Annotated in this window: 21 protein-coding genes and 1 pseudogene; 7 read left to right on the top strand and 15 right to left on the bottom strand. The window is 60.0% G+C overall.

The features are described 5' to 3' along the window. Window position 1 precedes the first annotated feature (1 nt). On the bottom strand, window positions 2–763 hold the full coding sequence (fabG, locus tag NW805_RS06915) for a 3-oxoacyl-[acyl-carrier-protein] reductase (protein WP_011433672.1): 762 nt from the start codon (window positions 761–763) through the stop codon (window positions 2–4). 321 nt (window positions 764–1,084) lie between these two features. Here fabG and NW805_RS06910 point away from each other — a divergent pair, with 321 nt between their 5' ends. Next, a complete protein-coding gene (locus NW805_RS06910; protein WP_414331319.1) occupies window positions 1,085–1,579 on the top strand; it encodes a DUF3531 family protein in 495 nt (164 codons plus the stop codon). Between the two features lie 12 nt (window positions 1,580–1,591). On the opposite strand, the gene NW805_RS06905 is transcribed toward NW805_RS06910, so the two are convergent. Together NW805_RS06905 and lptC are read right to left on the bottom strand one after the other, a co-directional pair. Next, window positions 1,592–3,364 carry a sulfatase gene (locus tag NW805_RS06905; RefSeq protein WP_414422063.1) on the bottom strand — a complete coding sequence of 591 codons (1,773 nt, stop codon included), beginning with the start codon at window positions 3,362–3,364 and terminating at the stop codon, window positions 1,592–1,594. Between the two features lie 81 nt (window positions 3,365–3,445). Further along, window positions 3,446–4,396 (bottom strand): LPS export ABC transporter periplasmic protein LptC, encoded by a 951-nt coding sequence (gene lptC / locus NW805_RS06900; RefSeq protein ID WP_414422062.1) that lies wholly within the window; start codon window positions 4,394–4,396, stop codon window positions 3,446–3,448. A 170-nt stretch (window positions 4,397–4,566) separates the two neighbouring features. Here lptC and NW805_RS06895 point away from each other — a divergent pair, with 170 nt between their 5' ends. Genes NW805_RS06895 through ppk1 form a run of 3 tightly spaced genes read left to right on the top strand, consistent with a single transcriptional unit; the run spans window position 4,567 to window position 8,628 of the window. Continuing rightward, window positions 4,567–5,436: a branched-chain amino acid ABC transporter permease gene (locus NW805_RS06895; protein ID WP_414422061.1), complete on the top strand. Its 870-nt coding sequence runs from the start codon at window positions 4,567–4,569 to the stop codon at window positions 5,434–5,436. Next, on the top strand, window positions 5,436–6,395 hold the full coding sequence (locus tag NW805_RS06890) for a branched-chain amino acid ABC transporter permease (RefSeq protein ID WP_414388245.1): 960 nt from the start codon (window positions 5,436–5,438) through the stop codon (window positions 6,393–6,395). Before NW805_RS06895 ends, NW805_RS06890 begins: the two co-directional genes overlap by 1 nt. A gap of 58 nt (window positions 6,396–6,453) precedes the next feature. Next, complete coding sequence (ppk1, locus tag NW805_RS06885) at window positions 6,454–8,628, top strand: polyphosphate kinase 1 (protein WP_414422089.1); 2,175 nt, start codon at window positions 6,454–6,456, stop codon at window positions 8,626–8,628. An 80-nt stretch (window positions 8,629–8,708) separates the two neighbouring features. Here the strand turns inward: ppk1 and NW805_RS06880 are convergent, their stop codons facing one another. Continuing rightward, entirely contained in the window at window positions 8,709–9,287 is a 579-nt protein-coding gene (locus NW805_RS06880) for a DoxX family protein (protein WP_414383449.1), read from the bottom strand. A gap of 307 nt (window positions 9,288–9,594) precedes the next feature. Between NW805_RS06880 and NW805_RS06875 the strand changes: the two genes are divergently transcribed. Beyond that, window positions 9,595–10,491, top strand: coding sequence for an ABC transporter ATP-binding protein (locus NW805_RS06875; RefSeq protein ID WP_414422060.1), 897 nt, complete (start codon window positions 9,595–9,597; stop codon window positions 10,489–10,491). Here NW805_RS06875 and NW805_RS06870 read toward each other — a convergent pair. Then, window positions 10,471–11,706, bottom strand: a complete 1,236-nt coding sequence (locus NW805_RS06870) for an RNA-guided endonuclease InsQ/TnpB family protein (protein ID WP_414422059.1) — start codon at window positions 11,704–11,706, stop codon at window positions 10,471–10,473. The genes NW805_RS06875 and NW805_RS06870 overlap by 21 nt on opposite strands. Window positions 11,707–11,853: 147 nt before the next feature. Between NW805_RS06870 and NW805_RS06865 the strand changes: the two genes are divergently transcribed. Both NW805_RS06865 and NW805_RS06860 read left to right on the top strand, forming a co-directional pair. Beyond that, window positions 11,854–12,900, top strand: a complete 1,047-nt coding sequence (locus NW805_RS06865; RefSeq protein ID WP_414383455.1) for a GntR family transcriptional regulator — start codon at window positions 11,854–11,856, stop codon at window positions 12,898–12,900. A gap of 114 nt (window positions 12,901–13,014) precedes the next feature. Further along, a complete protein-coding gene (locus NW805_RS06860) occupies window positions 13,015–13,497 on the top strand; it encodes a hypothetical protein (RefSeq protein ID WP_414329339.1) in 483 nt (160 codons plus the stop codon). Between the two features lie 60 nt (window positions 13,498–13,557). Here the strand turns inward: NW805_RS06860 and ribB are convergent. The 10 genes and pseudogenes from ribB to NW805_RS06810 form a co-directional block, all read right to left on the bottom strand. Beyond that, a pseudogene (gene ribB / locus NW805_RS06855) lies at window positions 13,558–14,706 on the bottom strand (3,4-dihydroxy-2-butanone-4-phosphate synthase); the annotation flags it as partial. 473 nt (window positions 14,707–15,179) lie between these two features. Continuing rightward, window positions 15,180–16,349 carry a molybdopterin-synthase adenylyltransferase MoeB gene (gene moeB, locus NW805_RS06850; protein WP_011433659.1) on the bottom strand — a complete coding sequence of 390 codons (1,170 nt, stop codon included), beginning with the start codon at window positions 16,347–16,349 and terminating at the stop codon, window positions 15,180–15,182. A gap of 2 nt (window positions 16,350–16,351) precedes the next feature. Further along, the gene (locus NW805_RS06845; RefSeq protein ID WP_011433658.1) at window positions 16,352–16,633 is read right to left on the bottom strand and encodes a MoaD/ThiS family protein; all 282 of its coding nucleotides are present in this window, start codon (window positions 16,631–16,633) and stop codon (window positions 16,352–16,354) included. 246 nt (window positions 16,634–16,879) lie between these two features. After that, window positions 16,880–17,368 carry a M67 family metallopeptidase gene (locus tag NW805_RS06840; RefSeq protein ID WP_011433657.1) on the bottom strand — a complete coding sequence of 163 codons (489 nt, stop codon included), beginning with the start codon at window positions 17,366–17,368 and terminating at the stop codon, window positions 16,880–16,882. 161 nt (window positions 17,369–17,529) lie between these two features. After that, entirely contained in the window at window positions 17,530–17,826 is a 297-nt protein-coding gene (locus NW805_RS06835; protein WP_414329336.1) for a DUF6464 family protein, read from the bottom strand. Between the two features lie 119 nt (window positions 17,827–17,945). After that, complete coding sequence (gene argH / locus NW805_RS06830; RefSeq protein ID WP_414422058.1) at window positions 17,946–19,379, bottom strand: argininosuccinate lyase; 1,434 nt, start codon at window positions 19,377–19,379, stop codon at window positions 17,946–17,948. A 130-nt stretch (window positions 19,380–19,509) separates the two neighbouring features. Beyond that, a complete protein-coding gene (locus tag NW805_RS06825) occupies window positions 19,510–19,728 on the bottom strand; it encodes a hypothetical protein (protein WP_414349808.1) in 219 nt (72 codons plus the stop codon). A gap of 93 nt (window positions 19,729–19,821) precedes the next feature. Further along, on the bottom strand, window positions 19,822–21,519 hold the full coding sequence (locus NW805_RS06820) for a PP2C family protein-serine/threonine phosphatase (protein ID WP_414422057.1): 1,698 nt from the start codon (window positions 21,517–21,519) through the stop codon (window positions 19,822–19,824). An 80-nt stretch (window positions 21,520–21,599) separates the two neighbouring features. Continuing rightward, window positions 21,600–22,769 carry a glycosyltransferase family 4 protein gene (locus NW805_RS06815; RefSeq protein ID WP_414342439.1) on the bottom strand — a complete coding sequence of 390 codons (1,170 nt, stop codon included), beginning with the start codon at window positions 22,767–22,769 and terminating at the stop codon, window positions 21,600–21,602. Between the two features lie 139 nt (window positions 22,770–22,908). Further along, window positions 22,909–24,297: an MFS transporter gene (locus tag NW805_RS06810; RefSeq protein ID WP_414422056.1), complete on the bottom strand. Its 1,389-nt coding sequence runs from the start codon at window positions 24,295–24,297 to the stop codon at window positions 22,909–22,911. Window positions 24,298–24,518: the final 221 nt, after the last annotated feature.

Here is a 24,518-nt window from a genome sequence, read left to right as displayed (position 1 = left end):
CCTAGCTCATCACCATGCCACCATCGATGGCAAAAACCTGTCCCGTGATGTAGGCCGCCGCCGGATCTGCCGCCAAAAAACGCACCAGCCCCGCCACTTCTGCCGGGGATCCCAGTCGCCCCAGGGGGATCTGCGCCAAAATCGGGCCAGGATCCAGTTTTTCGGTCATTTGGGTGGTGATGAACCCCGGTGCCACGGCGTTGACGGTGATGTTGCGGCTGGCCAGCTCGCGAGCTGCTGTCTTGGTGAGGCCCACCACCCCTGCTTTGGCGGCGCTGTAGTTGGCCTGGCCGGCATTGCCCACCAAGCCCACCACCGAGGTGATGTTGATGATGCGCCCCTGGCGCTGCTTCACCATGATCTTGGCGGCTGCCTTCAGGCAGAGAAAGACCCCCGTCAGGTTGAGATCCAGCACCGCCTGCCAATCTTCTGGCTTCATGCGCAGCAGCAGGGTGTCGCGGGCCATGCCGGCATTGTTCACCAGCACATCCACCCGACCCCACCGCTCCATCACCTGGGCAAACAGGCTCTCCACCGCCTCTGGGCAAGACACATCGGCGGCCACAGGGATCCCTTCTCCCCCCAGGGCCGCGATCTCCTCCACCAGGGACTCGGCTTCGGCAGCGGAGCGGGCGTAGTTGATCGCCACTTTTGCTCCAATGGCCCCCAGGTGCAGGGCAATCGCCCGGCCAATGCCCCGGCTGGCTCCGGTGACCACAGCCACCCGGTCTTGGAGGGAAGGCAAAGGGAGAAGCTCAGACATAAGCGGCAGGTTCCTCGTGATTCGGACAGCGTGATTAGGACAGCCGCAACAGTATAGGATGCTTTGGGGCCGTCTGGCTGCCACGGACTTCCCGGCAACCGCCTGCGCCATGTCCGTCCTAACCGCCGATGGCCTCGGCAGGAGGGATCCCGTGGTTCCAAGCGGCCACCCTGACGGCAAGATTTGTTGCTGGAGGGATTCGCATGGCACAAAAGTGCAGGAGCTTTGGGCGTTGCACCAATGGGTGAGCAGAGCCAGATTAAGATCAGAAGCTGGGCCCCATCGCGTCAGCGGGCCGTAGGCCTTGCAGAGGAACTGTCCATGCAAGTGGAGTTTCGCGAGTGCGATCCGGGAAATCTGTGGATCTGGTTTGAGTTTGCCGAGCCGCCGGTCGAAGCTGAGCTGGAGTACCTCAACGAGGTGCTGGAGTCGTGGTACGTGTTGGGCAAGCTGGGCGGATTTAACGCCGAGCGTCTGGTGGCCCAAGAGGCCGAGGTGGATCTGAGCTATCTGGAGTATCCCAACGAATCGGAGCCCTTGCCTTCCCTAATGCACAACATGGGATCCCTGGAAGAGAAGGACAACTGGGCCCGCTGCTGGTTTGATCTGGGCACCGCCGATGCGATGGCGCTGGATGTGTTGATCAACGCCCTGCGCACCCTCAGCCTGGAATACATTGGCCTCAGCCGCGTGATTATCGGCGGGCAAAATGAGGATTGGCCAACGGCGGATCCGGAGGAGATGGATGACATGGATGACTACGATCTAAACGGCTATGTGCGGGATCACAGGGAGGAGGAAGGAGGGCTGGAATAGCGGGATCCCTGCCTACTCCAAGTAGCCCAGCTCTTGCATCTGCCGCACCAAGTCGGCATCGCTTTCCACATTCACCTTGCGAGGAGCCGTGCTAGGCCGCCGGGACTCTGCCCAGCTCACCCACGTTCTCAGCCCCTGCTGCAGGCGAGCCAGCCAAGCCTGGGGGGAAAGGGATCCCCAGCCGGCTTCCCCCGCCGATCCGTCGTGACAGCGTTGCGGATCAGCATCAGGGAGAGAGGAGACAGGATCCCCGTCGCCGACCCAGAGCAGATCCCGCAGCTCCGCCGGATCCTGCTCCAAGTTGTAGAGGCTGGGACGATCCCCCGTTTGGATGAGCTTGGTCATCCCCTCATAGAAGGCACGGCGGATGTCGTAACAGGCACGCGCCCGCAGCAGGCTGTCGTTACGGCTTTCCATAGCCCGAATGAGGAGGTGGGGCGGGAAGGCTTCGCTGAGCACTGTTCCCTGCTCGGGATCTTCCCCTGCCAAGGTGCGGGCCAAGCTGAGGCGGGCGACCTCGCGGCGGAGCTTGAGGCTGACACAGGGGGCACCGTTGGGGGAAAGGTTGGGGCTAAAGCCGGCAGCTTCCAGGAGGGTATGGAAGAGGCGGCGGGTGGAAACGGGGGTGGCAATGCGTTTTCCTGCCGGGAAGTGGCCGGGATAGCGCAGGATGAGGGGCACGCGGATCAGCTCTTCGTAGACCACAAAGGCGTGGCCGACGAAGTCGTGTTCTCCCAGGCCTTCGCCGTGATCGGCGACGATGGCCACCAGCGTATTCTGCTCCAGGCCGGTGTGGCGCAGGGTGTCGAAGACGGATCCCAGCAGATGATCTTGGTAGGCCACCTCTGCATCGTAGATATCCCGAAGCACCTGCGCTTGCAGCGGGGAGAGGGGTTCCGGCAGGGGCGCCATCCAGCGGTAGGGTTGGGCGTTGTATTGGCGCAGAAAGTCGCGGGCCTCGCGATTGCTTTTGAAATAGGGGGCAAATGTCTGCACAAAGGGCTCCGGCGGCCAGTAGGGCAGGTGGGGCTCCATCAGGTTGACAAAGCAAAAGAAGGGCCGTGCTCCGGGATCCGACCGGCGGCGGGCCATCTGGTGCAAGTAGCGATTTAAGTCCGCAATCGAGGCGGCGGTGTTGCCCTTGAAGTTCACCAAGCGGGTCCAGAGGGAGGCAAACCAGGGGTGCAGCGCCAGCTGGAAGAGGGCGTCGGAGCGGGCAAAGGCGTTTTGCACCGGATAGGAGAGCCGCCGCCAAAATTGGGTGTAGGCGGCCAGCCAGCGGTTTAGGGGGGCAGGCAAGGGGTTGCCCTCGGGGGGGCGGGTGGGCAGAGCGCCGCCGTAGTTGTAAAAGGTTTCGAAGCCGCGCCGCAGGCCGTTTTTCAGGATCCCTACCAGAGGGTTGTTGCAAAAGCCCACAGTGGTATAGCCGCTCAGCTGCAACAGCTCTGCCAGGGTGGGCAGGGCGGGGCTCAGCTCCAGATCTGCTTGGACAGTCTGGTGGGTGCTGGGATATTCCCCCGTAAAGAGGGAAGCGTGGGAGGGGATGGTCCATTGGGCAGGGGCGATGGCCCGCTCGAAGAGGGTGGATTCGGCAGCCAGCCGATCCAGGTTGGGGCTGGTGGGCAGTTGGCGGGCACGCTCCGCTTCCGACCAGTAGCAGGAGAGACGATCTGCCCGCTGGGTATCCAGCACGATCAGCAGGATGTTGGGGCGTTCTGCAGCAGCGCCAGCCCTAGCGGGGAAACATCCTGTTTGCGTCAGCGAGACGGAGTCCTTAAAACTCACCACAACCCACCTGATACGTTTCTTAAAGTATCCCTATCCTGCCATGCTCTCGGCCAGCTTTCTGCTTCCCCCCAGCCCCCCTTAGGGCAAAGTGAGCTGGGTTTGGCTGTTGCCCTGGATCCGAGCGGTGTTGGCCTGCCAATCCAGGATCCCTTGGTTGCCCCTAACGGTCAGAGCCTGGCCGGGCTGGCGGTAGCGCACGTTGCCTCGGGCTTGCAACTGGGTGGAGCCGATGCGCCAGCGAATCTCTTGGGCTTCCAGCTCTTGCCCTGTCTGCTCGGCTTTGGCCTTCACATTGTCCAGCAAGCGCAGCTCGGCAAAGGGCAGGGGAGCACGCAACTGACCACCGCTGAGGCGCAAGGCTTGTAGGGGGGCATACACCTCTACAGCCCCTACTGCCTGCACTTCCCCGACGCCAAATTGCCACAGAAAACGGCTGGCGGCCAGCTCCAGATCCGGATCCCGGTACTCTGCCCGCACAGGCTGAGTGGGATCCAGGTTCTCCAACTGCATCTGGGCTTGGCCAAAATCAACGAGCAGCCGATCCCCCCACAGGGATCCCTGGCCCTCCAACAGCTCCACTTTCACCTGGCCCTCAGCTTGGAGGAGGCGCTGTTCCGGCAGCCATTCCACCCGCTGGGCCTGCAGACGCAGATTATCCCGCTCCGATTCCACCTCGACTTGACCCCTCAATTCCAGACGTCGTTCGCCGGGGTAGGCAGAGCCTTGCTCGGCGCGGGTGCGGATGGCGCGGTTGTCTTCGTCGAAAAATTCTCCCTCAACGGCCTGCAAATGGGCGGATCCCAACTGCACAGGAGTGGCGCTGCCTTCGGAGGGGGGCTCGTATTCGGCCAGGCGAGCCTGTAAGCGCCAAAGAATGCCGCCGTCGGGCCTGGCTTGGGTGAGGGTGATGTCTTCGTAGATCAACTGGGGGGTGGAGATGGGCTCGGAAGGCGCATCGGGATCCCACTCCGGCCCGCCACAGCCCGCGCTCAGCAGGGCCAAAACGGCCAGGAAACGGAGGACAGACAAAGACCTGGACTGCATGGATCTTCTTCCTTGTGGGCGCTCTCCCCTACCCTAGCTTTCTTAGGACTCCGTCCCGCTGGCGCGATCAGCCGTATCCTTCCGCTGCGCTGAGCCGGATCCCGCTCTCGGCAAACCCGTGGCATTATCAGGGCAAGGGGTTTTCGGGGGCAAGCGTGACCCAACTGTTGCAACTTTTCATTTACGGCCTCGTCTTGGGCAGCATCTACGCCCTGGGAGCAATTGGGGTGTCGCTGACCTTTGGCATTTTGCGCTTTGCCAACTTTGCCCACGGGGATCTGATGACCCTGGGGGCCTACTTCGGCCTGACATTTGTTGGGTTGGGTTGGCCAGTTGGGGTCAGCCTGCTCCCGGCAGCCTTGGCCACGGTACTTTGTGCAGTTGGGATCGACCAGCTCATCTATCGCCGCCTGCGCCGGGAGGCCCCGGTGATCTTGCTCATTTCTTCTTTTGGCACCGCCCTGATTCTGCGCAGCCTGGTGCAGATCATCTGGGGGCCCAACAATCAGGTGTACCGCAGCGGGATCCAGTTGCCGTGGCGGCTTGGAGAGCTGCGCATCAAGCCCGATTGGGCAGTGATCCTGGTGGGAACAGCCCTGTTGGTGGTGACCCTGCATCTCTTCTTACAACGCACGCGGGTGGGCAAAGCGATGCGGGCCATGGCCGACAATTTTGAGCTGGCCAAGGTTACCGGCATTGATACGGAGCGAATCGTTCTCTGGACTTGGGCCATCGGCGCAGCTTTGGCCTGTGCAGCAGGTGTGTTCCTGGGTATGGATACCCGGCTGCACCCCACCATGGGCTGGCGGCTATTGTTGCCCATTTTTGCAGCGGCCATTCTCGGCGGCATCGGTCGCCCTTACGGGGCTATTGCCGGAGGAGTGGTGATCGGCCTGGCGGAAGAATTCTCGACCTTGGTGATCAACCCTGCCTATAAAACCGGGGTGGCCTTCGCCATTTTGGTACTGCTGCTGATCTTCCGACCCACGGGATTGCTGGGATCCCCGGGTGGGGGGGATGTCTGATGTTGAGCTACGGCATTTTCTTTTTGATTTTGGTGGGGATCTACGGCGTGCTGGTGCTGGGCCTCAATATCCAGTGGGGCTACGCCGGCATGTTCAACATCGGGGTGGGGGCTTTTTTTGCCGTGGGAGCCTATGCCAGCGCCATTGTAACCACACCCCCAAGCGCCGAGCATTTGGGCGGCTTCAATCTGCCCTTTTGGGTGGGTTTTGCCATAGCTGTGGCTGTCGCCGGGGCGATTGCCTTTTTGATCGGGTTGATTACCCTGAAGCTGCGTTCCGACTACTTGGCCATCGCCACCATCGGCATTGCTGAGATCATCAGCCAAATCCTGAGAAATGAGGGCTGGCTGACCAATGGCGTACGGGGAATTACCCGCATTCCACGACCCTTTCGCGGCTGGATCCCAGGTCAGGATACTCTTCTCTACTTGGGCTTGGTGCTGTTGATCTTGGCGGCGGTCTACTGGGCCACGGAGCGGGCCTATCGCTCCCCTTGGGGGCGGGTGTTGCGGGCCATTCGCGAGGATGAACCGGCAACCCTGGCTGCCGGCAAAGATGTGCTCCAGTTTCGCCTGCAAGCGTTTGTGCTGGGATCCATGCTCATGGGGTTGGCGGGGGCCCTCTACGCCCATTTTGTCAATTTCATCAGCCCAGAAGCCTTTCAACCGGAGTTTGCCACCTTTATCGTTTGGGTAATGCTGATCGCGGGGGGCAGTGGCAACAATCGCGGCGCCTTGCTGGGAGCGCTGGTAATTTGGGGGGTGTGGTCGGGCAGCGAGTGGCTCACCAACCGTTTGCCGCCCCAGTGGGCCACCCGGGCTGGCCCTTTGCGCATTTTGTTGATCGGGATCCTGCTCCAGGTCATTCTTCTGACGCGCTCTCAAGGATTGTTGCCTGAACGTCCGCCCAAGCCCGTCTTGGGCACTTCTCCTTCGCCCAAGCAGAACCCCGCAGGATAGGATTGGGTCGGCTCCAGCTGTTGTTGACGTGTTTGAGATAACCCAGCCCTCTGTCGTCATGACTCCGCGTCCCAAGGAAACTGACCCTTCCTGGCCACCCTGCAACCCCGACACGACGGGCTGCCCCCCTGATGCCGGACAACCAGGGATCCGGACTACACCCATCCAAGAGGGCTATGCTCTGCCGGAGCAGTATTTCAACCGGGAGCTGAGCTGGATTGAATTCAATGCCCGGGTTTTGCACGAGGCCCTGGATGAGCGCACACCTCTGCTGGAGCGGCTGAAGTTTCTGGCCATCTTTGAGAGCAACCTGGACGAATTTTTCATGGTGCGGGTGGCGGTGATCCGTCGTCAGTTGGAAACGGGCGTGTTGGTGCTAACCCCGGATGGCCTTACACCGCAGCAGCAGTTGCAGCAGATCTCGAGCCACCTGCGCCCCCTGATTCGAAAATTGCACACTTGCTTCCGGCAGGAACTGGTGCCCAAGCTGGCGGAACAGGGCATTCACATCCGCGATTTTTCCGAGCTGGCCGAGTCGGAACGACAGGAGCTGCGGGACTACTTTGAGAGGCGTTTGTTTCCAGTGCTCACCCCCTTGGCGGTGGATCCAGGCCATCCTTTTCCCTACATCTCCAACCTCAGCCTCAGCTTGGCGGTGGTGGTGCGGGATCCAGAGACTGGCAAGGAACACTTTGCCCGCGTGAAGGTGCCCAATACCTTGCCCCGCTTTGTGCCGCTGCGGGATGGGGTGAGCTTTGTGCCGCTGGATCAGGTGATTGCCCACCATCTGGAAGCGCTGTTTGTCGGCATGCAGGTGCTGGAGTACTACCCCTTCCGCATCACCCGGGATGCCGATCTGGAAATCCAAGAGGACGAGGCCGACGATCTGCTGGCTGCCATTCAAGAAGAGCTGCGCAAGCGCCGCTTCGGCTCAGTGGTGCGCATGGAGATTGCCAGCCAAACTCCGGCAGCCATCCGACAACGGCTCAGCGAAGAGATGCGCCTCAGCAGTGACTCGGTGTACGAAGTGGATGGCCTCTTGAGTATGGGGGGGGGGATGGCGTTTCTCAGCCTGAATCGGCCCGATTTGAAGGATCCCCCTTGGGGGCCGGTCACCCCGCCCCGCCTGCGCACTGCCTCGGTCAGCGATGAGCCGGTGGATATCTTTGCCGTCATCCGGGAAGGGGATCTGTTGGTGCATCACCCCTACGATTCTTTTGCCGCCAGCGTGGAACGGTTTTTGGAGGAGGCCGCCAACGATCCCCAAGTGCTCACCATTAAGCAAACCCTCTACCGCACCTCCGGCGACTCGACGGTGGTGAAATCCCTCATTCATGCCGCCGAAAACGGCAAGCAGGTGGCCGCTCTGGTGGAGCTCAAAGCCCGTTTCGACGAAGAAAACAACATCCTCTGGGCCAAAAAGCTGGAGAAAGCCGGGGTCCACGTGGCCTACGGCCTGCCGGGGCTGAAAATCCACTGCAAACTGGCTTTGGTGGTGCGGGAAGAGGAGGGATCCCTGCGCCGCTACGTCCACATCGGTACCGGCAACTACAACCCCAAAACCGCCCGTATCTATACCGACCTAGGGCTGTTCACTTGCGATGAGACCCTCTGCAACGATGTTACGGAATTGTTCAACCTACTGACGGGCTACTCACGGCAACGGCAATTCCGCAAGCTCTTGGTGGCCCCCAGAACCCTACGCCAAGGCATGGAAGCCCTGATCCGCCGCGAGATGCGCCATGCCCAAGCGGGGGGCCAGGGGCGTATCATCGTCAAGATCAACTCTCTCACCGACCCGGAAATGATCCGGCTGCTCTACGAGGCCAGCCAAGCCGGGGTGGAGATCGACCTCATTGTGCGCGGCATGTGCTGCCTCAAGCCGGGGATCCCCGGCCTAAGCGAACGCATCCGCGTCATCAGCATCATCGGGCGCTTTCTCGAACACTCGCGCATCTTTTACTTCTATAACAACGGCCAGGAAGAGTACTTCATCGGCAGTGCCGACTACATGACCCGCAACCTGGATCGGCGCGTTGAGGTGGTTACCCCTGTGGAGGATCCCGCGTTGCAGCGGGAGCTCAAGGCGATCTTGGACATCTGCCTGACGGACAACCGTCAAGCCTGGGAGTTGCGCCCTGATGGCACCTACGTGCAGCGGCAACCCAAGCCAGGAGAGCCTGTGCGCTCCACCCACCAACGCCTGATGGAGCGGGCCGCCAGCCGCATTTAGCAGGATGACTCTCACTGCTAACCTCTCTCTCAGAGGGAGAGAGGAGCAGCCTCGCCGCTATCGGGAATGGCCACCAAAGCTCAGGATCCGGTGGTCTTGGCGGCCTCGGCCTCTTCCTCGCCCAGCGCAATTACCCGTTCCGTGGCCTGCAGCGAAGACTGCAAGCTCTCCAACTTTTCCCGGCTGGCGCGGTTCAGCCACGACTCGATTGCATTCACCAAGAGCTGATCCACAGAGAACCAGCCCCCCCCATTCACCGCAAAGGCCAGGAAGATCGCTGCGTAGATGGCGGATAGCTCCAGATAGGGAACGCTAAAGCCGGCCACCTTAATGTGATGGAACATGGCCACTGCCATCGTGGCGAACAAACCCAACGCTGCCCCGCGGGTCAACAAACCCAGCGCCACCATGGGGGCTGCAATCAGCTCGGTATAGGCGGCTACATAAGCAAAAAAGATCGGGAAGGGCAACCCGATCACTTCTACATAAGCCGTCGCAAATCCTTCGATATCTGCCAGTTTGTCAAGGCCGTTGTGAATCATGAATAGCCCTGCCACCACCCGCAAAACGGTCCACGCCACCTGAGACCAGCGCGGGGCCACGCTGTCGTGACGCAAAGCCGAGGCAAGCAGCACGGGAAACTGCTGAGTGAGTGCCATAGGATAAAACCTGCAATGCAAAGATGAGCAAAGATTCTAACTTATTGTAACGATTCTAAATTTCTGTAACAAGGGTGGGACTCAGATCCCCAGTGGTCAAGGGATCCCATCCAGAAACAAGGTCTCCGGCCCGCTTTCGCGAAAGGCCTCCGGCCCGCTTTCGCGACCGGTCGGGTGGGTTTCCGGCGAGCTTTCACCCTCGCACACCACCTCTGCTCTTGGCCTGGAACCTTTCCTGCCTTGCTGAGACCTGTCAACCTCTGTAAATGGATCCCTCATAATGGGTTCATTGGCTGACCCTGTCGCTATGATTGCCGAATCTGTCCTCGCCTCTGATGTCAGCTCCGCCAAATCCCAAGCCGGGAGAGAGGAGGGATCCCCACCTGCCATTCGTTTGCGGAGGGTCAGCCGCAACTTTTCCGGGATCCAAGCGGTGGACGGGGTGGATTTGGAGGTGCAGCAGGGGGAGTTTTTTACGTTGTTGGGGCCGTCGGGTTCGGGCAAAACCACCTGTTTGCGGATGATCGCGGGCTTTGAGCGTCCGGATGAGGGGCAGATCGAATTGAACGGCCAGAATGTTTTGGGTCTGCCGCCCTACCGACGGTCTGTGAACACGGTGTTTCAGGACTATGCTCTCTTCCCCCACATGACGGTGGCGGAGAACGTTGGCTACAGCTTGATGATCTGCGGCATACCGCCGAAGGAGCGCCAAAAGCGAGTGCAAGAGGCGCTAGAGCTGGTACAACTGCCCGATCTGGGATCCCGTAAACCCAGCCAACTTTCAGGGGGACAACGGCAACGGGTGGCCTTGGTGCGGGCTTTGGTTGGCCGACCGCAGGTGCTCTTGCTGGATGAACCTTTGGGGGCGCTGGATTTGAAGTTGCGCCAACAGATGCAGTTTGAACTCAAGGCCCTACAACACCGCCTTGGTCTCACCTTTTTGTACGTCACCCACGACCAAGAAGAGGCCCTGACCATGAGCGATCGTATTGCCGTGTTCAATCGCGGGCGCATCGAACAGGTGGGATCCCCGGCAGAGCTCTACGAGCGACCTGCCACCCGGTTTGTAGCCGGTTTTATCGGCCAAACCAACTTGATCGAGGGATCCCTGGCGGAACGATGCGTGGGAGAAGCGGCCCTGTTTGCTTTGCGCCCGGAGCACATTCGGATTGACTTATGTAAACTACCCGACTCCGACCGCTAAAGCGGTACGGAGCGGGCTTTCAGTAGCCCTGAGCCTGCTCTGCTCTACCAGAGAACAAAACAGGCCCGAACCTCTAGGCTGGTTTACGGCAGCCCCCAAAAGCGCAATCACATTCGCACCATTCAAATCCGCATCCCCTTCCCATCCACAGTGTCCACACTTAAACTTCTTTCCACTGCGGTAGGATTGCGCAGGATCGGGATGGATGTGTAAACACTTGTGGCAGGCCTGCGACGTGTAGGCGGGCGGCACAAGAATCAGAGAAACCCCTGCAACCCTCGCCTTGTACTCCAAAAATTGACGGAGTTGATAAAACGCCCAACTGTTGGCCCTGCGCCGTTCGGCTTTGCTGCGGGGTTGTTGATTGACTCTTTCCCGGATCCCTGTCAGGTCTTCCAGGGCGATAGCGCTGTTGGTAGCTTTTGCCCTAGAGACAATGGCTTTGGAGATGCGATGATTGACCCACACTTGAAAGCGCCTCTCCTTGCCAGACAGCCGTTGCAGCAGTTGACGGCATCTGCGCCGCGAACTGCGTGTGCCCTTACTGGCTTTACGTTGGAGTGCCGCCCTCAGCTTGGAGTAGTGGTCTCGGATTCGGTTCAACTGCTGTCCATTCCAGTTATCACCCTCTGACGTATGGGCAATATCTGTCCTTCCCAAGTCCACCCCCAGCACTCTACCCGTGCGTTGCGGTGGGGATGGCTCCGCTTCCACACAGATTTGAATGGAGTAGGAGCCGTCTTTACGCTTGACCAGAGTGGCAGATTTGGGATTGGAGCCCGCCAGCCGTTCTCTCTGGTAGCGGCCAATCGCCAGCTCAAAGCGCTCCCGACCCTCCACCGTGGTCAGCGACACCGACCAGTCTTTCTCGCGGAACGAAAAGATACGAGCGTCGTAGGTAGCGAAGCCCCCTTTGAACGCTTTGACGGGGCGGTTTTTCTGTTGAGCAACTTTACGGGCGCCGGCCAGCCGTCTGCAGACCTGCTGATCGCGTAAGCGGGACGTAGTCCTTGCCAAGTTACTGGACAAGTCGAACCGGGCGCGGATTTCGCGGTAGCACAGAGACTGGAGCTTAACGGCGTTGGCGACTTTCTCCGGCGTGTTCTGGTTGACCCAATTCAAGGCTTGGCCAAAAGCCTCCAAAGTCGCGTCCAATTTGGCGGCTTGCGACTGGGACACCTTGAGCTTGCAGGGGACGGTCAGGACTTGGGTCATGGTTCTATCATAACTTCCGCATTCCTCCCGGCACTGACCCTACGGGTACAGTGCGGGGCTCCTGCGATTTCTAGCTGAAGTCGAGGGATTCTTACGTAGCCCAGAAACGGGCTCGCAACGGCGTTGTCAAAGGGAGAAAAACGGGCCATGATGCGCATTTCCATCCAGCCGGAGAGTGGGATCCCTGGCTCCGTGCAGCTCTTTAATTTGCTCTGCTTCGCCATTGCCTGTGGGCAGTTTCCTCCCGGCTGCCGCCTGCCCAGCACCCGTCAATTGGCTATGCAAACAGGCCTGCACCGCAATACCATCCACAAGGTTTACCACCAACTCGAGGCTATGGGCCTGGTGGAAACCCGCGCTGGATCTGGCATTTACGTGAGCCGCTCCGCCCGCCAGGTGGTTAACTACTCTCGCGGCCTGGGGGAAAACCTGGATCGATCCCGACAGGTCCTGGAGCAGGTGCGCCAGGGCATCGACCAGCTGCTGCAGCAGGGGTTTTCTTTGGAGCAGGTGCGGGATCTGCTGCTAGCGGAGATCGATTGGCGATTGCGCTGCAGTGCCCAAGTGCTGGTGTGTGTGCCCAACCGGGATTTGGGTACAGGACAACTGATGGCCCAGCAAATCCAGCAGACTTTGGGCATCCGGGTCCAGTTGGTGCCCCTGGAGGAGCTGGCCACCGTTCTGGATCAGATCCATTCCGGCACTGTGGTGACGCTGCACTATTTTCTCAGCGCCGTCGAGGCCATTGCCCAGCCGCGAGGGGCCCGTGTTCTGACGGTGGAGGTGTCTGACTACGCCCGTGAAATTGCCCTGATCCGCCAGTTGCCTTCCCACGCCTGTCTGGGGCTGGTGAGCATCAGCACTGCCCTGCTGGAGGTTGCCGAGGTGATCGTCCACAGTTTGCGGGGAGACCTGCTGGTGCTGACGGCAGTGATTTTCGATGCTGAACGGGTGGGAGCTGTGATCCGCCGCGCCCATACCCTCATCTGCGATGAGGCCAGCTACCCTACCCTGCGCGCCTTGGTGCGCCAAGCCCGAGCCGACTTGATCCGTACACCCAACTTGGTCTGTGCCGCCCCTCACATCGGAGAAGCGGCTATGGCCGAGCTGAGACGGGAATTGGGTGGGATCCCTGGAGCCGGAGGGGATAGAGAGGCGGGCGGCAGCGGTTTGCAGAGTAAAGAAACGCATTAAGCCTTGTTGCAGGTGAGCCATTTTGCGGATGACAGGCTGCCCAAGATCGTGCTTAAGTGAAAATACGGTAAAAGCTCTCTCATTTTGATTCATCGCTGATCAGTCTTTACACGCATGGTGATCCTCGACTACGCCTCCGCCAATCACGACTATGTGGCGGTTACACGGGAAGGTTTCTGGGAGGCCATCCGCTTCCAAGACCATTTTTACGTCTTCAACCGGGGCTTTTCTCAGCTGCAAGAGGCCATCGCCAGTTGCCGCTACGACATGGATCACGGATCCCTGATCAGCCTGGTGGTGGTGCGCCCTCAGGGCTATGAAGTGTGGTCGCAGGTGGGATCCGACATTCCCGTCTTGCCGAAGCAACTGTTGAGCCCCACAGCCAGGGACTCCGTCTCGCCAGCGCGCCAGTGCTCCGCACCCCTGTCACCAGCGCGGAAGCGTCGCATAGCAATGACGGCTCCATCGGGGCCCGAACGTCCTTTCTGGTCTTTCTGGGGCTGGGGATCCAAGGCTTATGTGGTGGATGGCGAGCCGGCTGCACCCCAGTCTTTGTTCCACCATAGCCCTCGGCCCTACAACGCGCTACAGGCTTGAGCCGGAATCGGTTGCGCCAGCGTCGTGCAGCAACAGTTTCAGGGAACAGGACGGCTCCACATGCAAATTGAGATCCGGCTCTTCCACCAGCAGGGGCACGCGCTCGGCCACTTCCAGGCCAAATCCTTTCAAGCCGCTGATGTGGCGAGAGGTGTTGCTGATCAGGCGCATTTTGCGCACCCCTACATCCCGTAGGATCTGGGCGCCGATGCCGTAATCGCGCAAGTCCATCGCCACCGGTGGCGCGGTTTCAGAAAGTCCCAGATCTTGCCGGGCGTAGGACTTGATTTGCTCGATGAGACTCAGCTCCTGCTCTTGCCGGCGCAGGTACACCAGCACCCCCTTGCCCTGGTGGCCGATCATCTTCAGGGCCGCTGTCAATTGGCGGCGACAATCGCAGCGCAGGGATCCCAGCGCATCCCCTAGGGGACACTCCACATGGACGCGCACCAGGACGGGCTCAGCGGCAAATTGGGTCGGATCCCCTTTCACCAGGGCCAGGTGCTCGACTTGGTTGAGGCTATCGCGGTAGCCGTAAACCCGAAACTGGCCAAACTCCGTTGGCAGGGTGGCGGCAGCCTCTCGGTGAACCAGTTGTTCGGTGCGCAAGCGGTACTCGATGAGGTGGGCGATGGTGATGATCTTCAAATCGTGCTGACGGGCATATTCGATCAACTGGGGCAGGCGGGCCATGGAGCCATCCGGGTTTTGGATCTCGCAAATCACCCCTGCCGGATACAGCCCGGCCAACATCGCCAGATCCACCGCTGCTTCCGTATGGCCAGCCCGTTTGAGTACTCCGCCCTCCCGTGCCCGCAGCGGAAAGACATGCCCAGGCCGGCGCAGATCTTCCGGTCGCGTGTGCGGGTGAATGGCCGCCTGAATGGTGCGAGAGCGATCGGCAGCGGAAATGCCGGTGGAAACTCCAGCCTCTGGCCCAGCATCAATGCTGACGGTGAAGGCAGTTTGGTTGCTGTCGGTGTTCTGCCCCACCATCAGCGGGATCTTCAGCTCATCGAGGCGGGATCCCTGCATGGCCAGGCAGATAAGGCCCCGCCCGTAGGTGGCCATGAAGTTGATAGCTTGGGGCGTGGCAAACTGGGCAGCACAGACCAGATCCCCTTCGTTTTCTCGGTTTTCGTCATCGACCACGATGACCATGCGACCACACTTGAGGTCTTCGAGGGCTTCGGGGATGGAGTGGAAGATCGTTTCTGTCTCGGCCTGCGGGATGGCACTCATGGAAAAAGGGAGAATCTGGCGCAACCGGCCCTGCGCACCGGATCTACCGGATCTATGGTGACATACTCCCGCACTCATGCTACGCGAAGCAATCCGTGCCGCTAAAGCGAGAGGGTGCGGGCTTCAAGGACTCCGTCCCGCTGACGCGAACAGTGACTCCAGTTAAGGACATTTCCTGAGCTTAAGGACTCCGTCCCGCTGGCGCGAAAAGGACGGGATGCCCCACCGCTCTGTACTTGATGTTTATAGCGGCAGTGCATAAAACCCTGCCACCTTGATTACAGCACCAATGAGGACAAAACACCATGCTCCCGCCTCTCCTCCCGACCCTCACCCCGGCTAGTCACTAGCTACTAACCACTATCCACTAATAGAGGGCGGGGCTTCCCGGCGGTCTAGCTAAAGCAAACTGGGCAACAGCTAGGGATCCTGAGACAGGGTCAGTACTTGGGAATCGAGGGATCGTAAGCCTCTGCCCAGGCGAGGATCCCCCCGCGCAGGTTTTTTCCTTGGATCCCAGCAGCTTGTAGGATCTTCAGGGCTTTGGCCGAGCGTGCCCCACTCTTGCAGTGGACGATCAGCTCTGAGCCGTTAAGGAGGCGACGCACCTGCTCCACCCCGTCGCCGTTTTCAATTTGGGGCAGGGGGATCAGGTGAGCACCAGGGATCCGGCCTATCTCCCACTCATTTGGGTTGCGCACATCGACCAACACAAAGTCTTGGTGAGCATCCATCCGCGCTTTCAGCTCGGCCACAGTGATCTCGGGGATCTCTGTCTGGCCAGCTTGTTCTGTGGCTTGGGCTGGCGGGATCCCGCAGAACTGCTCATAGTCGATAAGCTGGGTGATGGGAGGAGTGGCGGGGTTTTTGCGCAGCTTCAGCTCCCGGAAGCTCATGTTCAGGGCATCGTAAAGCAGCAGCCGCCCACTTAGGGTTGTGCCCACGCCCAGCAGGATCTTCACGGTTTCGGTAGCTTGAATAACACCGATGATGCCGGGGAGGATCCCCAACACTCCCCCTTCGGCGCAGGAGGGCACCAGTCCTGGTGGGGGCGGCTCGGGGTAGAGATCCCGGTAGTTGGGCCCATCTTCGTAGTTGAAGACCGTCGCTTGTCCCTCGAAGCGGAAGATCGAGCCGTAGACATTGGGCTTGCCCGTCAACACACAGGCATCGTTCACCAGGTAACGGGTGGGGAAGTTATCGGTGCCATCCACAATCACGTCATAGTTGGCAAACAGCTCCAGTGCGTTGTGGGCCTTCAGGGCGGTGTTGTAAACATCCACTTGACAGTGGGGGTTGATCTCCAGGATGCGGTTCTTGGCCGATTCCACCTTCGGCTTGCCCACCCAGGAGGTGCCGTGGATCACCTGCCGCTGCAGGTTGGACACATCCACCACGTCAAAATCGACAATGCCGATCCGCCCCACGCCGGCTGCCGCCAAGTACAGCAACAGGGGCGAGCCAAGGCCGCCTGTGCCAATGCACAGCACCTTTCCGGCTTTCAGCCGCTTCTGTCCTTCTAGGCCCACCTCGGGCAGGATCAAATGCCGAGAAAACCGCTCCATCTCTTCGCGGGAGAGGCTGACTTGGCTGGTATCCAGGTTCAACATGCTCACAACCCTCCAGCAATAGCGGGAACGATGCTGATGACGGCTTGTTCTCCCACGGGGGTGTTGTTGCCTTGGGGCAATGTGCGCACATCCTCGTCGTTGAGGTAGACATTGACAAAATTGCGCAGCTTCCCATCCTCGGTGTAGAGGTGGCGCTTCAGCTCGCCATAGCGGGCGATGAGGTTGCCCATCACTTCGCCAACATTGCTGCCCTCGATCTCGACAGCTTCCAGGTTGTCGGTGTAGGGGCGCAGGGGAGAGGGGATCAGAACTTTGGTTGCCATGGGAGTTCGGGGAGAGATCTTGGGTATCTACTGGAGACTTTTGAGGATCCAGAGGATCTGGGCTGACCTATCCGTTTGTCGATCTTGCTGGGGCTGTCTACTGACTTTGAGGATTCAGCTATGTTACAGACAAGGTTCAGCACTAGACTACCGCTTTTTCCGGTGGTACCCATCCCAGCTTTCAAGGATCCCAACTGAACTTAGCCGTGAACTTCAGCCTCAAACAGCGGCAAAGCCCAAACGACTCTAGCTTGCCAAAGCTGGGAGCGGGGGGATGCGAATGTCTTCCAGCATCTGCATCGGCTCCCGTTGGGGCTGCTCCTGCTCATCCAAAACCCAGCTCACCACCTCTTCTGCCTTGCCCTCGCGCACACTGACGATCACACAGGAAAAGCCCCAAGGAAAAGCATGCTGCCGATCAAACTCGGAGGGAATGGCCGCATGGTTGGGATGGGAATGATAGGTGCCCAGGATCCCCAGCCCTTTGCGCACCGCATGGTCGTTGGCCCGCTTGAAATCCGCCGGATCGATCAAAAAGCGGCGGCGGCTGGATTCCCCGTCTGCCAGAGGGTTTTCCGCTTGATCCCAGGTGTTGGTCACCGACCAAAGCTCGTGGATGATCTTGTCGGATCCCCGGATTTCCCCAATTAAAATGCCGCAGCTCTCGTGGGGAAAGGCTTGTTCGCCGTGCTGGCGGATGCTGTGAAGGTGGTCTGCCGAGAGGTAGAGGGCCATGAATCTCGCCTTTGCCGATGGAATTACCGTCCTTTTATTCTGGCACAAATTGGCCGGGGATCCCTCAACTTAGCTACAGCGGATGCCATTGGGGCGCAACGGGCAGGCCGTTCCGCAGAGGCCGCCGCTGCTGAAAATGTTCGGCCACCAGTGTGGCGCGGTCAGACCCGTCCATCGAGTGAACCCAGAGGTGGCTCTGGCTTTGGAGGGGTGACGGGGGCATAGTGGGGGCAACCCTGGCACGGCCCTTGGGGATGGACGGCACAGCGCAACCAAGCCGAGTGGGCACTGAAAACACAAGAGGGATCCCCCAGGGGTGGGCCAAATTCGCCGGCCCGTTGACGGCGCAGCAGCACCACTTGCCGTCGCCAATCTTGCAAAAATCGGCTGTAGGCGCGTTCCCGCCAGCGACGCTTGGCCGCATTTTCGAGGACGTGGGCGGTGAGGTTATCCAACATGGAACGATACCCAGGGAAGAGGCCAACAGGCTGGGAGTTGCGTTGGATGGCTGAGAACCTCAGGATGGCACACACTGGCGAGAAGAACCCAAGAATTGCAAACTCTCCTTGAGTTCAGTTTAAGTTTGTGGAGTTTCTTCCGATGGCTCTGGCTGCTGGTGGCGGGCCTGGGCCCGTTGCAGGGCTTCTCGCACCACAGCAAAGCCCGTTCCCCCGGCGCTGAGCCGCGTGGCCACCACCTGGCGGGGCTCAATGGCCGTCAAAATGTCCGCCTCAAAGGCCGGGTGGAAGGTTTTCCAGCGCTCCAAGGGCAGATCTCGCAGCAGGATCCCCTCTGCCAAACAAATGCGCACAATCTGCCCCACCAAATCATGGGCTGTGCGAAAGGGGATCCCTTTGCGCACCAAGTAGTCGGCCACATCGGTGGCGTTGGAGAAATCTTCCTGCACAGCAGCCGCCATGCGCTCAGGTTGAAATTGGATCCCTTCCCGCAGCAGAAGGGTCATCGCCTCTAGGCAGGCTTTCAGGGTATCGACCGTGTCGAATAGTCCCTCTTTGTCTTCTTGGAGATCTTTGTTGTAGGCCAGCGGCAGCCCCTTCAAGGTGACCAACAAAGCCTGGAGATGGCCAAACACCCGCCCCGCCTTGCCGCGCACCAGCTCCGGCACATCGGGATTTTTCTTCTGGGGCATGAGGCTGGAGCCGGTGGCACAGGCATCGGTGAGGGTGACAAAGCCGAACTCCTGGGAAGCCCAGAGGATCATCTCTTCCGAGAGGCGGCTGAGATGCACCAAAATCAAGCTGGCGGCAGCGTGGAACTCCACCAGGTAGTCCCGGTCGCTGACGGCATCCAAGCTGTTGGCGCTGATCCGCTCAAATCCCAACAGATGGGCGGTGAGCTGCCGATCGATGGGCAGGGAAGTGCCGGCCAAAGCTCCGGATCCGAGAGGACAGACATTCGCCTCTTCCCGCACCCGCCCCAGCCGTTGCCAGTCTCGCCAGAGCATTTCTTCATAGGCCAAGAGGTGGTGGGCTAAGCTAATCGGCTGAGCCCGTTGCAGATGGGTGTAGCCGGGCAGGATTGTCTCCAGATGCCGCTCGGCCAAGTCCAACAAAACTCCGCGCAGCTCCCAGAGGGCTTGACGAAGGTGATCGATCTGATCTCGCAGATAGAGGCGCAGATTGGTGGCCACTTGGTCGTTGCGGGAGCGCCCGGTATGCAGTTTTTTTCCCACTTCCCCCACCAAAGCCACCAAACGACGCTCGACGGCGTAGTGGACATCCTCTGCCTCTGGATCGGGCCGGAAGGTGCCGGCAGCCGCTTCCTGTTGGATCTGCTCCAATCCCCACCGGATCTGGTCGGCCTCTTGCTGGGTCAGGATGCCACAAGCGGCCAACATCTGCACATGAGCCAGGGATCCGGCCACATCGTAGGGCAGCAGGCGGATGTCGAAGCCGATACTGGCGTTGAAGCGGGCAATGGCAGGGTGCAGGGATCCCTCGAAGCGTTGGCTCCAGGGGCGAGGGGTGGAAGTTACCGTCGGCTCAGACATCGGCTGGGAACTGGGAGAATGGGAAGAAAGACCCCGCTGCAGAAGAAAAAGCACAAAAACCAAATACCGACGGCCAAAACCCCGCCGGCTCAGGCCAACTGGATCCAGCTAGAGCAATGGCGACAAGGCTCTAGTGGGAGCTGGTGATGCTCTTGAGCATGTAGCCCGCCACGATCCCTATCAAAAGCGCCCAAATTTGGCCCGATTCCACAAAGCCATTCCAACCCTTGCGGATATCGCCCAGCACATCCTGTCGGAACACCTGCCCGACAATCATTTCCGTCTGGAAAGCCGTGGGGGCCGGCAAGTAAACCGAAGCGGTCTCAGACCCAGAAGAAGAGAAGTTCATGGTTACGCCTCAAGTGCAGATAATCGGGAAAGAGTGCAGCCAACCCTGTAGCTCCACTAGCTAGAGCTTACCCTGAGTTTAAGCCTTCTGTGGCTAGGCTGGCTCAGAGTCCGGCAACACCTTCAACACCACCAGCGTTGTATCGTCCACGGGCTCAGGCCGCAGGGAAATTTCATCCTGCAACAGGAGCTCTGGATCCGCAGGCAGCCACAGGGGAAGAGGATGGGATCCCCGGCGGCCTCGGAAGGCATCCATCTGCTCAAACAAGCTCTCCAAGATGTCTTCGGGGGAGTCGTAGCGACAGGCAGCATACTGGATGGCGTCCATCAGCCCAGAGGTTTCCAAGCGCTCGCCGCGGGTGTTGGCTGTCTCCGTGTAGCCATCGGTGTAGTACACCACCACATCCCCGGGTTGCAGTTGCACGCAGCTTTCCGAGTAGTGGCTGTTTTCTTCCAAGCCGATCAGCGCCCCCTCTGTGTCCAGGGGTTGAATTTCTCGGGTGCGGGCCTGCCACCACAGGGTGGGGTTGTGGGCCGCGTTGCTGAAGCAGAGGCGATGGGAGCGGGGATCGTACTCCGAATAAAACAGGCTGATGAAGCGATTGGAGTTTTCCAGGTCACTGTACATGGCCCGGTTCAGATGTTGCAGAACACGGGCCGGCGAATGGCAGTTGAGGGCCTCCGCCCGCACCATGGCGCGGGTCATGGTCATCAACAGGCCGGCGGGCACCCCTTTGCCCATCACATCCCCAATGACGATGGCCAAGCGAAAGCCTGCCGTTTCTTCAGATGAGTCGGATGTTTCCAGGCGTTCGCCGGGAATCTTGATGAAGTCATAGTAGTCGCCCCCCACTTTGCTGGCCACCCGGCAACGGGCTGCCAAGCGAATCCCCTTGACTTGAGGGCACTCCCGAGGTAGCAGTTGGGTCTGGATGTAAGAGCCAATCTCCATTTCTTTTTCCAGGGCCATCTTGCGGCGCAAGGCTGCCGTCAAGCGGTCATTTTCGATGGCCACCCCTGCCTGATCGGCGACCAAGCGCAACAGTTGTTGGCGACGTTCATCCCAGTGGTAGCCAGGCTGACGGCTGAAGACGTACAAGCGACCCTGGACAGAGTTGCGAATCAGCAGCGGCGTGCCGAAAAGGCGTACATCCGGCCCCAAGCTCTGGCGGAACCGTTCGTCCAAGAGGTGTTCAAGGGCAGGGATCTTAACAGACAGGGATCCCTCCGTTTTGAGAATGGGCTCTTGAGCCGAGAGGGTCTGGGTAATTTGCTCCATCTCAGCCCGAATCTGCTCGCGGTGATTGAGATCAGAGCAATGCAGTTGATCCAACTGGATGGTGCCGTTGGGATTGAACAAAACCAGGGCTCCGCCTTCGGCATCGGTCAGTTGGCTGGCCACAAAAGCCGTCAGCTCCAGGATCTGGTTCAAGTTGTTAAAAGAGCGCAGAGCAAAAGCCAGCCACGCCAGCAGATACTGCATCCGATGGTGTTCTCTCTCCAGTTCTGCCACCCGATCCGGCATTGCAGGGGCAGGCACAATGGCCGGCTTGACCTCCGGCAGCTCTCTATCATCGGACGCAACGGCACCTGAAGAGGTGGGATCCTCATCCTGGCCGGTCTGAGCTGAGCGCAAGTCCCCCGAATTGTCCGTGGGCGACAGCGACGGAGCATTGGGGGGGAGGGGATTTTTGCCCGAATCCTGGGCCAGCAAGGACTCTGACCACAAAGAATCTGACAGCCCGGCAGGGGGCTGCCCTAAAACGGCCTTTTGGGGGCTGTGATCATCCATCGGGAAGACTGGCGTTAATCCCTTGGAAACGTAACGAAACAGCTTAGCAAAAATATCACAAGCTTCATCACACTTATCCCTCACACCCAGCGATGCTGACGGGATCCCTGGCACAGCTCTCGGTAGAGCTGTTCCACCTGGCTGAGGTTGTGGCTGAGGGTATAGCGCTCCAGCACCCGCTGGCGGGCCTTCATCCCCAGCAGTTGGGTAAACTCCCGTTGATCCCGCAGCAAAGGCAACAGCGTTTGCAGCTCCGCCGTCACCCGTGTCGGATCCAGCAGGATCCCGGCTCCATCGGCCAAAACCTCGCCATCGGCACCCACATCGGTGGCCACTGCTGCCAGCCCACAGGCCATCGCCTCCAACAGGGACAAAGAGAGCCCCTCGATTAAAGAGGGCAAAATAAACACATCGGCTCCTCGCAAGATCTCGATGCGCTGCTGCTCGTCGGCAATATAGCCCAGCCAGTGGATCCCATGTTGAAGGGTGTAGAAGGGCTTGAGGGTGTTGAGCAGCGGCCCATCCCCCACGATCAGCAGACCACACTTCTCCCCCATTTGGGAGTGTTTCCAAGCCTTGAGCAGGGCCTCCAGGTTTTTCTCCGGCGAAACCCGCCCCTGATAGACGAAGATCCGCTCCAGTCCCAACCGCTGTTTGAGGGTGGAGGGCCCAGGCGCATACTTGTCCACATCCACACCATTGGGAATGACCACCACCTGTTGGGGGCGCACCCCCAGCTTGACCAAGATCTCCCGCTGCGTTTCCGAGAAGACGATGGTGCGGTGATAGTTGGCCAAACACGGTGCGTAGAGCTGGTAGGCCAAGTATTGGGTGCGAGAGGCGATGTTGCGCCGCCGTCGGTCGAAGGCAGGGTGGAAAGTAGCCACCAGCGGCTGGTTGAGCTCAGCGCAGATCTCCGGCAACACAAAGTCGATGGGAGAAATGGTCAAGGAGGCATGCACCAGATCCGGCTGCAATTCCTTGAGGGCCTGGGTGAGCAACCGCTTGGCGTTGGGGGCCGGGATCGTGTAAATCTGCGACTTGTACAGACAGGGGAGGGAAACGTCTCGACGATCCAGCTCCGCCCTCCAGCCTTCACCTCCAGGATCCAGGGCGGGCGGTTGGCCCTCGTTGGTGAAGTGAAAAAAGCTCACTTGATGCCCTCGATCCAAAAGGCCGTTGGTCATCTCGCGGCTATAGGTGACGTTGCCACAGAAAGGTGTCTTTTTGCCTATCCAGGCGATGTGCATGGGCGGATCCCCGCGGAGCTGAAACGCTGAGCTGCAAAGGGAGTCTCGATGCTCAAGCCTCTACAAGAGTAGCAGAGTTAGCTCCTGCCTTGGCCCGTCCCCTCGGAAGAGGATATCCAACCTCGCGCTGCGGCAGGATTTACGAGACCTCTCTGCCCAATAGGCTCCAGGTGTACAGCCCCGCCAGCCCCGCCAGAACAGACAGGGCCACAAACATCCAGGGAAGGCCAAGGCGGGCTTCTGCCAATCCCGTGAACACCAGCGGCAAACTGAGGGCAATGTTGGCGGCGTTGTTCTGGAGCCCAAAGATCTTGCCTCGCAGATGGTCAGGCGTTTCCTCTTGGATCAAGGTTTGCATCGGCACCGCCACCAAAGCCCCGCCACAGCCCAACAGGGCAATCCAGCCCAAGCTGGGCAGCAACCAGTGGGTCGTCCAGGAGAGGGCTGCCAGAGCCCCACAGAGCAGCAGGGATCCCAGGCCAACCCAGGCGCGGCGGCTCACCCGTCGGCCCGTATGGCCCACCCAAAAGGCGCCGATCCCCATGCCTAGGCCAGCAGCGGCCAACAACACCCCGAACTGATCCGGCTTCAGCTCTGCCATCACTTCGGCCATGCGCACCGCCAACACTGCCAGCGCCGCAAACAGCGAGTAGAGCACCACCACCTGCACCAAGGCAGCTCGGATCAGGGGCATCTGGCTGACATATTGCAGGCCCAAGCGGAGATCTTCCCAGAGGTGGGGGACTTTCCAACGCCGGGGCTCTAGCTTCTCATGGGGTTGTAGCAGCAACAGCAGGGATCCCGCCAAGAGGTAGGCTCCCCCCACCAACAGCTCCGGCCCCACTTCCCAGCCCGGCAACCAATAGCGTACCCAACGATCTGCCAGGGTTAACAGCGGCTCCCCCACGGCAAACCCGACGATCAGCGAAGCCATCATCGTGGTGGTGTACAGGGAGTTGGCCGCCAGCAGCTCTCGCTTCGGCAGGATCAGGGGCAAAGTCGCCTGCTCGGCAGGAGCAAAAAACTGGGTCAGAACCGAGACGGCAAAGCTCACCAGCAACAGCCCCGCAAACCCCAAGGGGATCCCCGGCCAAAGGTCGCGCCCGGCAGTGAGCCAGAGCAGCGGCGGCAACAGCAGCACTAGGATCCCACGCGCCAGGTTGGAGAGCACCAACACTCCTTTTTTTAGCCAGCGATCCACAAACACCCCCGCCAGGCTGCCCAGTAGCATCGCCGGCAGCGTAAAAGCCAGCATGATGGCCGAAACCTGACCGCTGATGGAAGCCCCTTCCGGCTGAAATTCGCGGGCAACCAACCCAATCAGCAGCACCAACAACACCTTGTCCGCCAACTGCGAACACACCTGCCCCATCCACAGCAGCAGGAAATTGCGCCGGCGCAGCACGGTTACAAAGTTGCTCAGGCCCGGCTCAGACAGACCTTGATCTTCCTTCTCTGCTTTTTGCCCCTTTTCGGGATCCTCAGGGGGTGGCTCTGGCAAGGGATCCCCGGAAGAAGGCTCCAGCAAGCTGAGGGTGGAGCTTGCTGTCGGCTCAGGCGAGAGAGCTTCTGACTTCAGTCCCCAACTTGGCGTTGATGCAGGTAGATCCCAGAGAGGGGAACTGGGGTGGCAGATCCCTGCCCCTCCTTGTGGCCAATCCCATCGTTGCTCCCAAGTCATGATGCTCCCCAGGTGACCTGCCCATTTCCCCGACGTCGATGCCCCAACGGACGTCAGCAGACGAAAGC

It is taken from the genome of Synechococcus sp. W60.1 (genome assembly GCF_047461575.1).
Classification (GTDB): Bacteria; Cyanobacteriota; Cyanobacteriia; order Thermostichales; family Thermostichaceae; genus Thermostichus.
Note: the sequence above shows the minus strand (reverse complement) of the source record. Positions and strands in the feature narration are given on the sequence as shown.

Coding starts and splice junctions, on each gene's coding strand:
- fabG (WP_011433672.1), bottom strand. CDS start 763: ATGTCTGAGCTTCTCCCTTTGCCTTCCCTCCAAGACCGGGTGGCTGTG.
- NW805_RS06910 (WP_414331319.1), top strand. CDS start 1,085: ATGCAAGTGGAGTTTCGCGAGTGCGATCCGGGAAATCTGTGGATCTGG.
- NW805_RS06890 (WP_414388245.1), top strand. CDS start 5,436: ATGTTGAGCTACGGCATTTTCTTTTTGATTTTGGTGGGGATCTACGGC.
- ppk1 (WP_414422089.1), top strand. CDS start 6,454: ATGACTCCGCGTCCCAAGGAAACTGACCCTTCCTGGCCACCCTGCAAC.
- NW805_RS06880 (WP_414383449.1), bottom strand. CDS start 9,287: ATGGCACTCACTCAGCAGTTTCCCGTGCTGCTTGCCTCGGCTTTGCGT.
- NW805_RS06875 (WP_414422060.1), top strand. CDS start 9,595: ATGATTGCCGAATCTGTCCTCGCCTCTGATGTCAGCTCCGCCAAATCC.
- NW805_RS06870 (WP_414422059.1), bottom strand. CDS start 11,706: ATGACCCAAGTCCTGACCGTCCCCTGCAAGCTCAAGGTGTCCCAGTCG.
- NW805_RS06865 (WP_414383455.1), top strand. CDS start 11,854: ATGATGCGCATTTCCATCCAGCCGGAGAGTGGGATCCCTGGCTCCGTG.
- NW805_RS06860 (WP_414329339.1), top strand. CDS start 13,015: ATGGTGATCCTCGACTACGCCTCCGCCAATCACGACTATGTGGCGGTT.
- moeB (WP_011433659.1), bottom strand. CDS start 16,349: ATGTTGAACCTGGATACCAGCCAAGTCAGCCTCTCCCGCGAAGAGATG.
- NW805_RS06845 (WP_011433658.1), bottom strand. CDS start 16,633: ATGGCAACCAAAGTTCTGATCCCCTCTCCCCTGCGCCCCTACACCGAC.
- NW805_RS06840 (WP_011433657.1), bottom strand. CDS start 17,368: ATGGCCCTCTACCTCTCGGCAGACCACCTTCACAGCATCCGCCAGCAC.
- NW805_RS06835 (WP_414329336.1), bottom strand. CDS start 17,826: ATGTTGGATAACCTCACCGCCCACGTCCTCGAAAATGCGGCCAAGCGT.
- argH (WP_414422058.1), bottom strand. CDS start 19,379: ATGTCTGAGCCGACGGTAACTTCCACCCCTCGCCCCTGGAGCCAACGC.
- NW805_RS06825 (WP_414349808.1), bottom strand. CDS start 19,728: ATGAACTTCTCTTCTTCTGGGTCTGAGACCGCTTCGGTTTACTTGCCG.
- NW805_RS06820 (WP_414422057.1), bottom strand. CDS start 21,519: ATGGATGATCACAGCCCCCAAAAGGCCGTTTTAGGGCAGCCCCCTGCC.
- NW805_RS06815 (WP_414342439.1), bottom strand. CDS start 22,769: ATGCACATCGCCTGGATAGGCAAAAAGACACCTTTCTGTGGCAACGTC.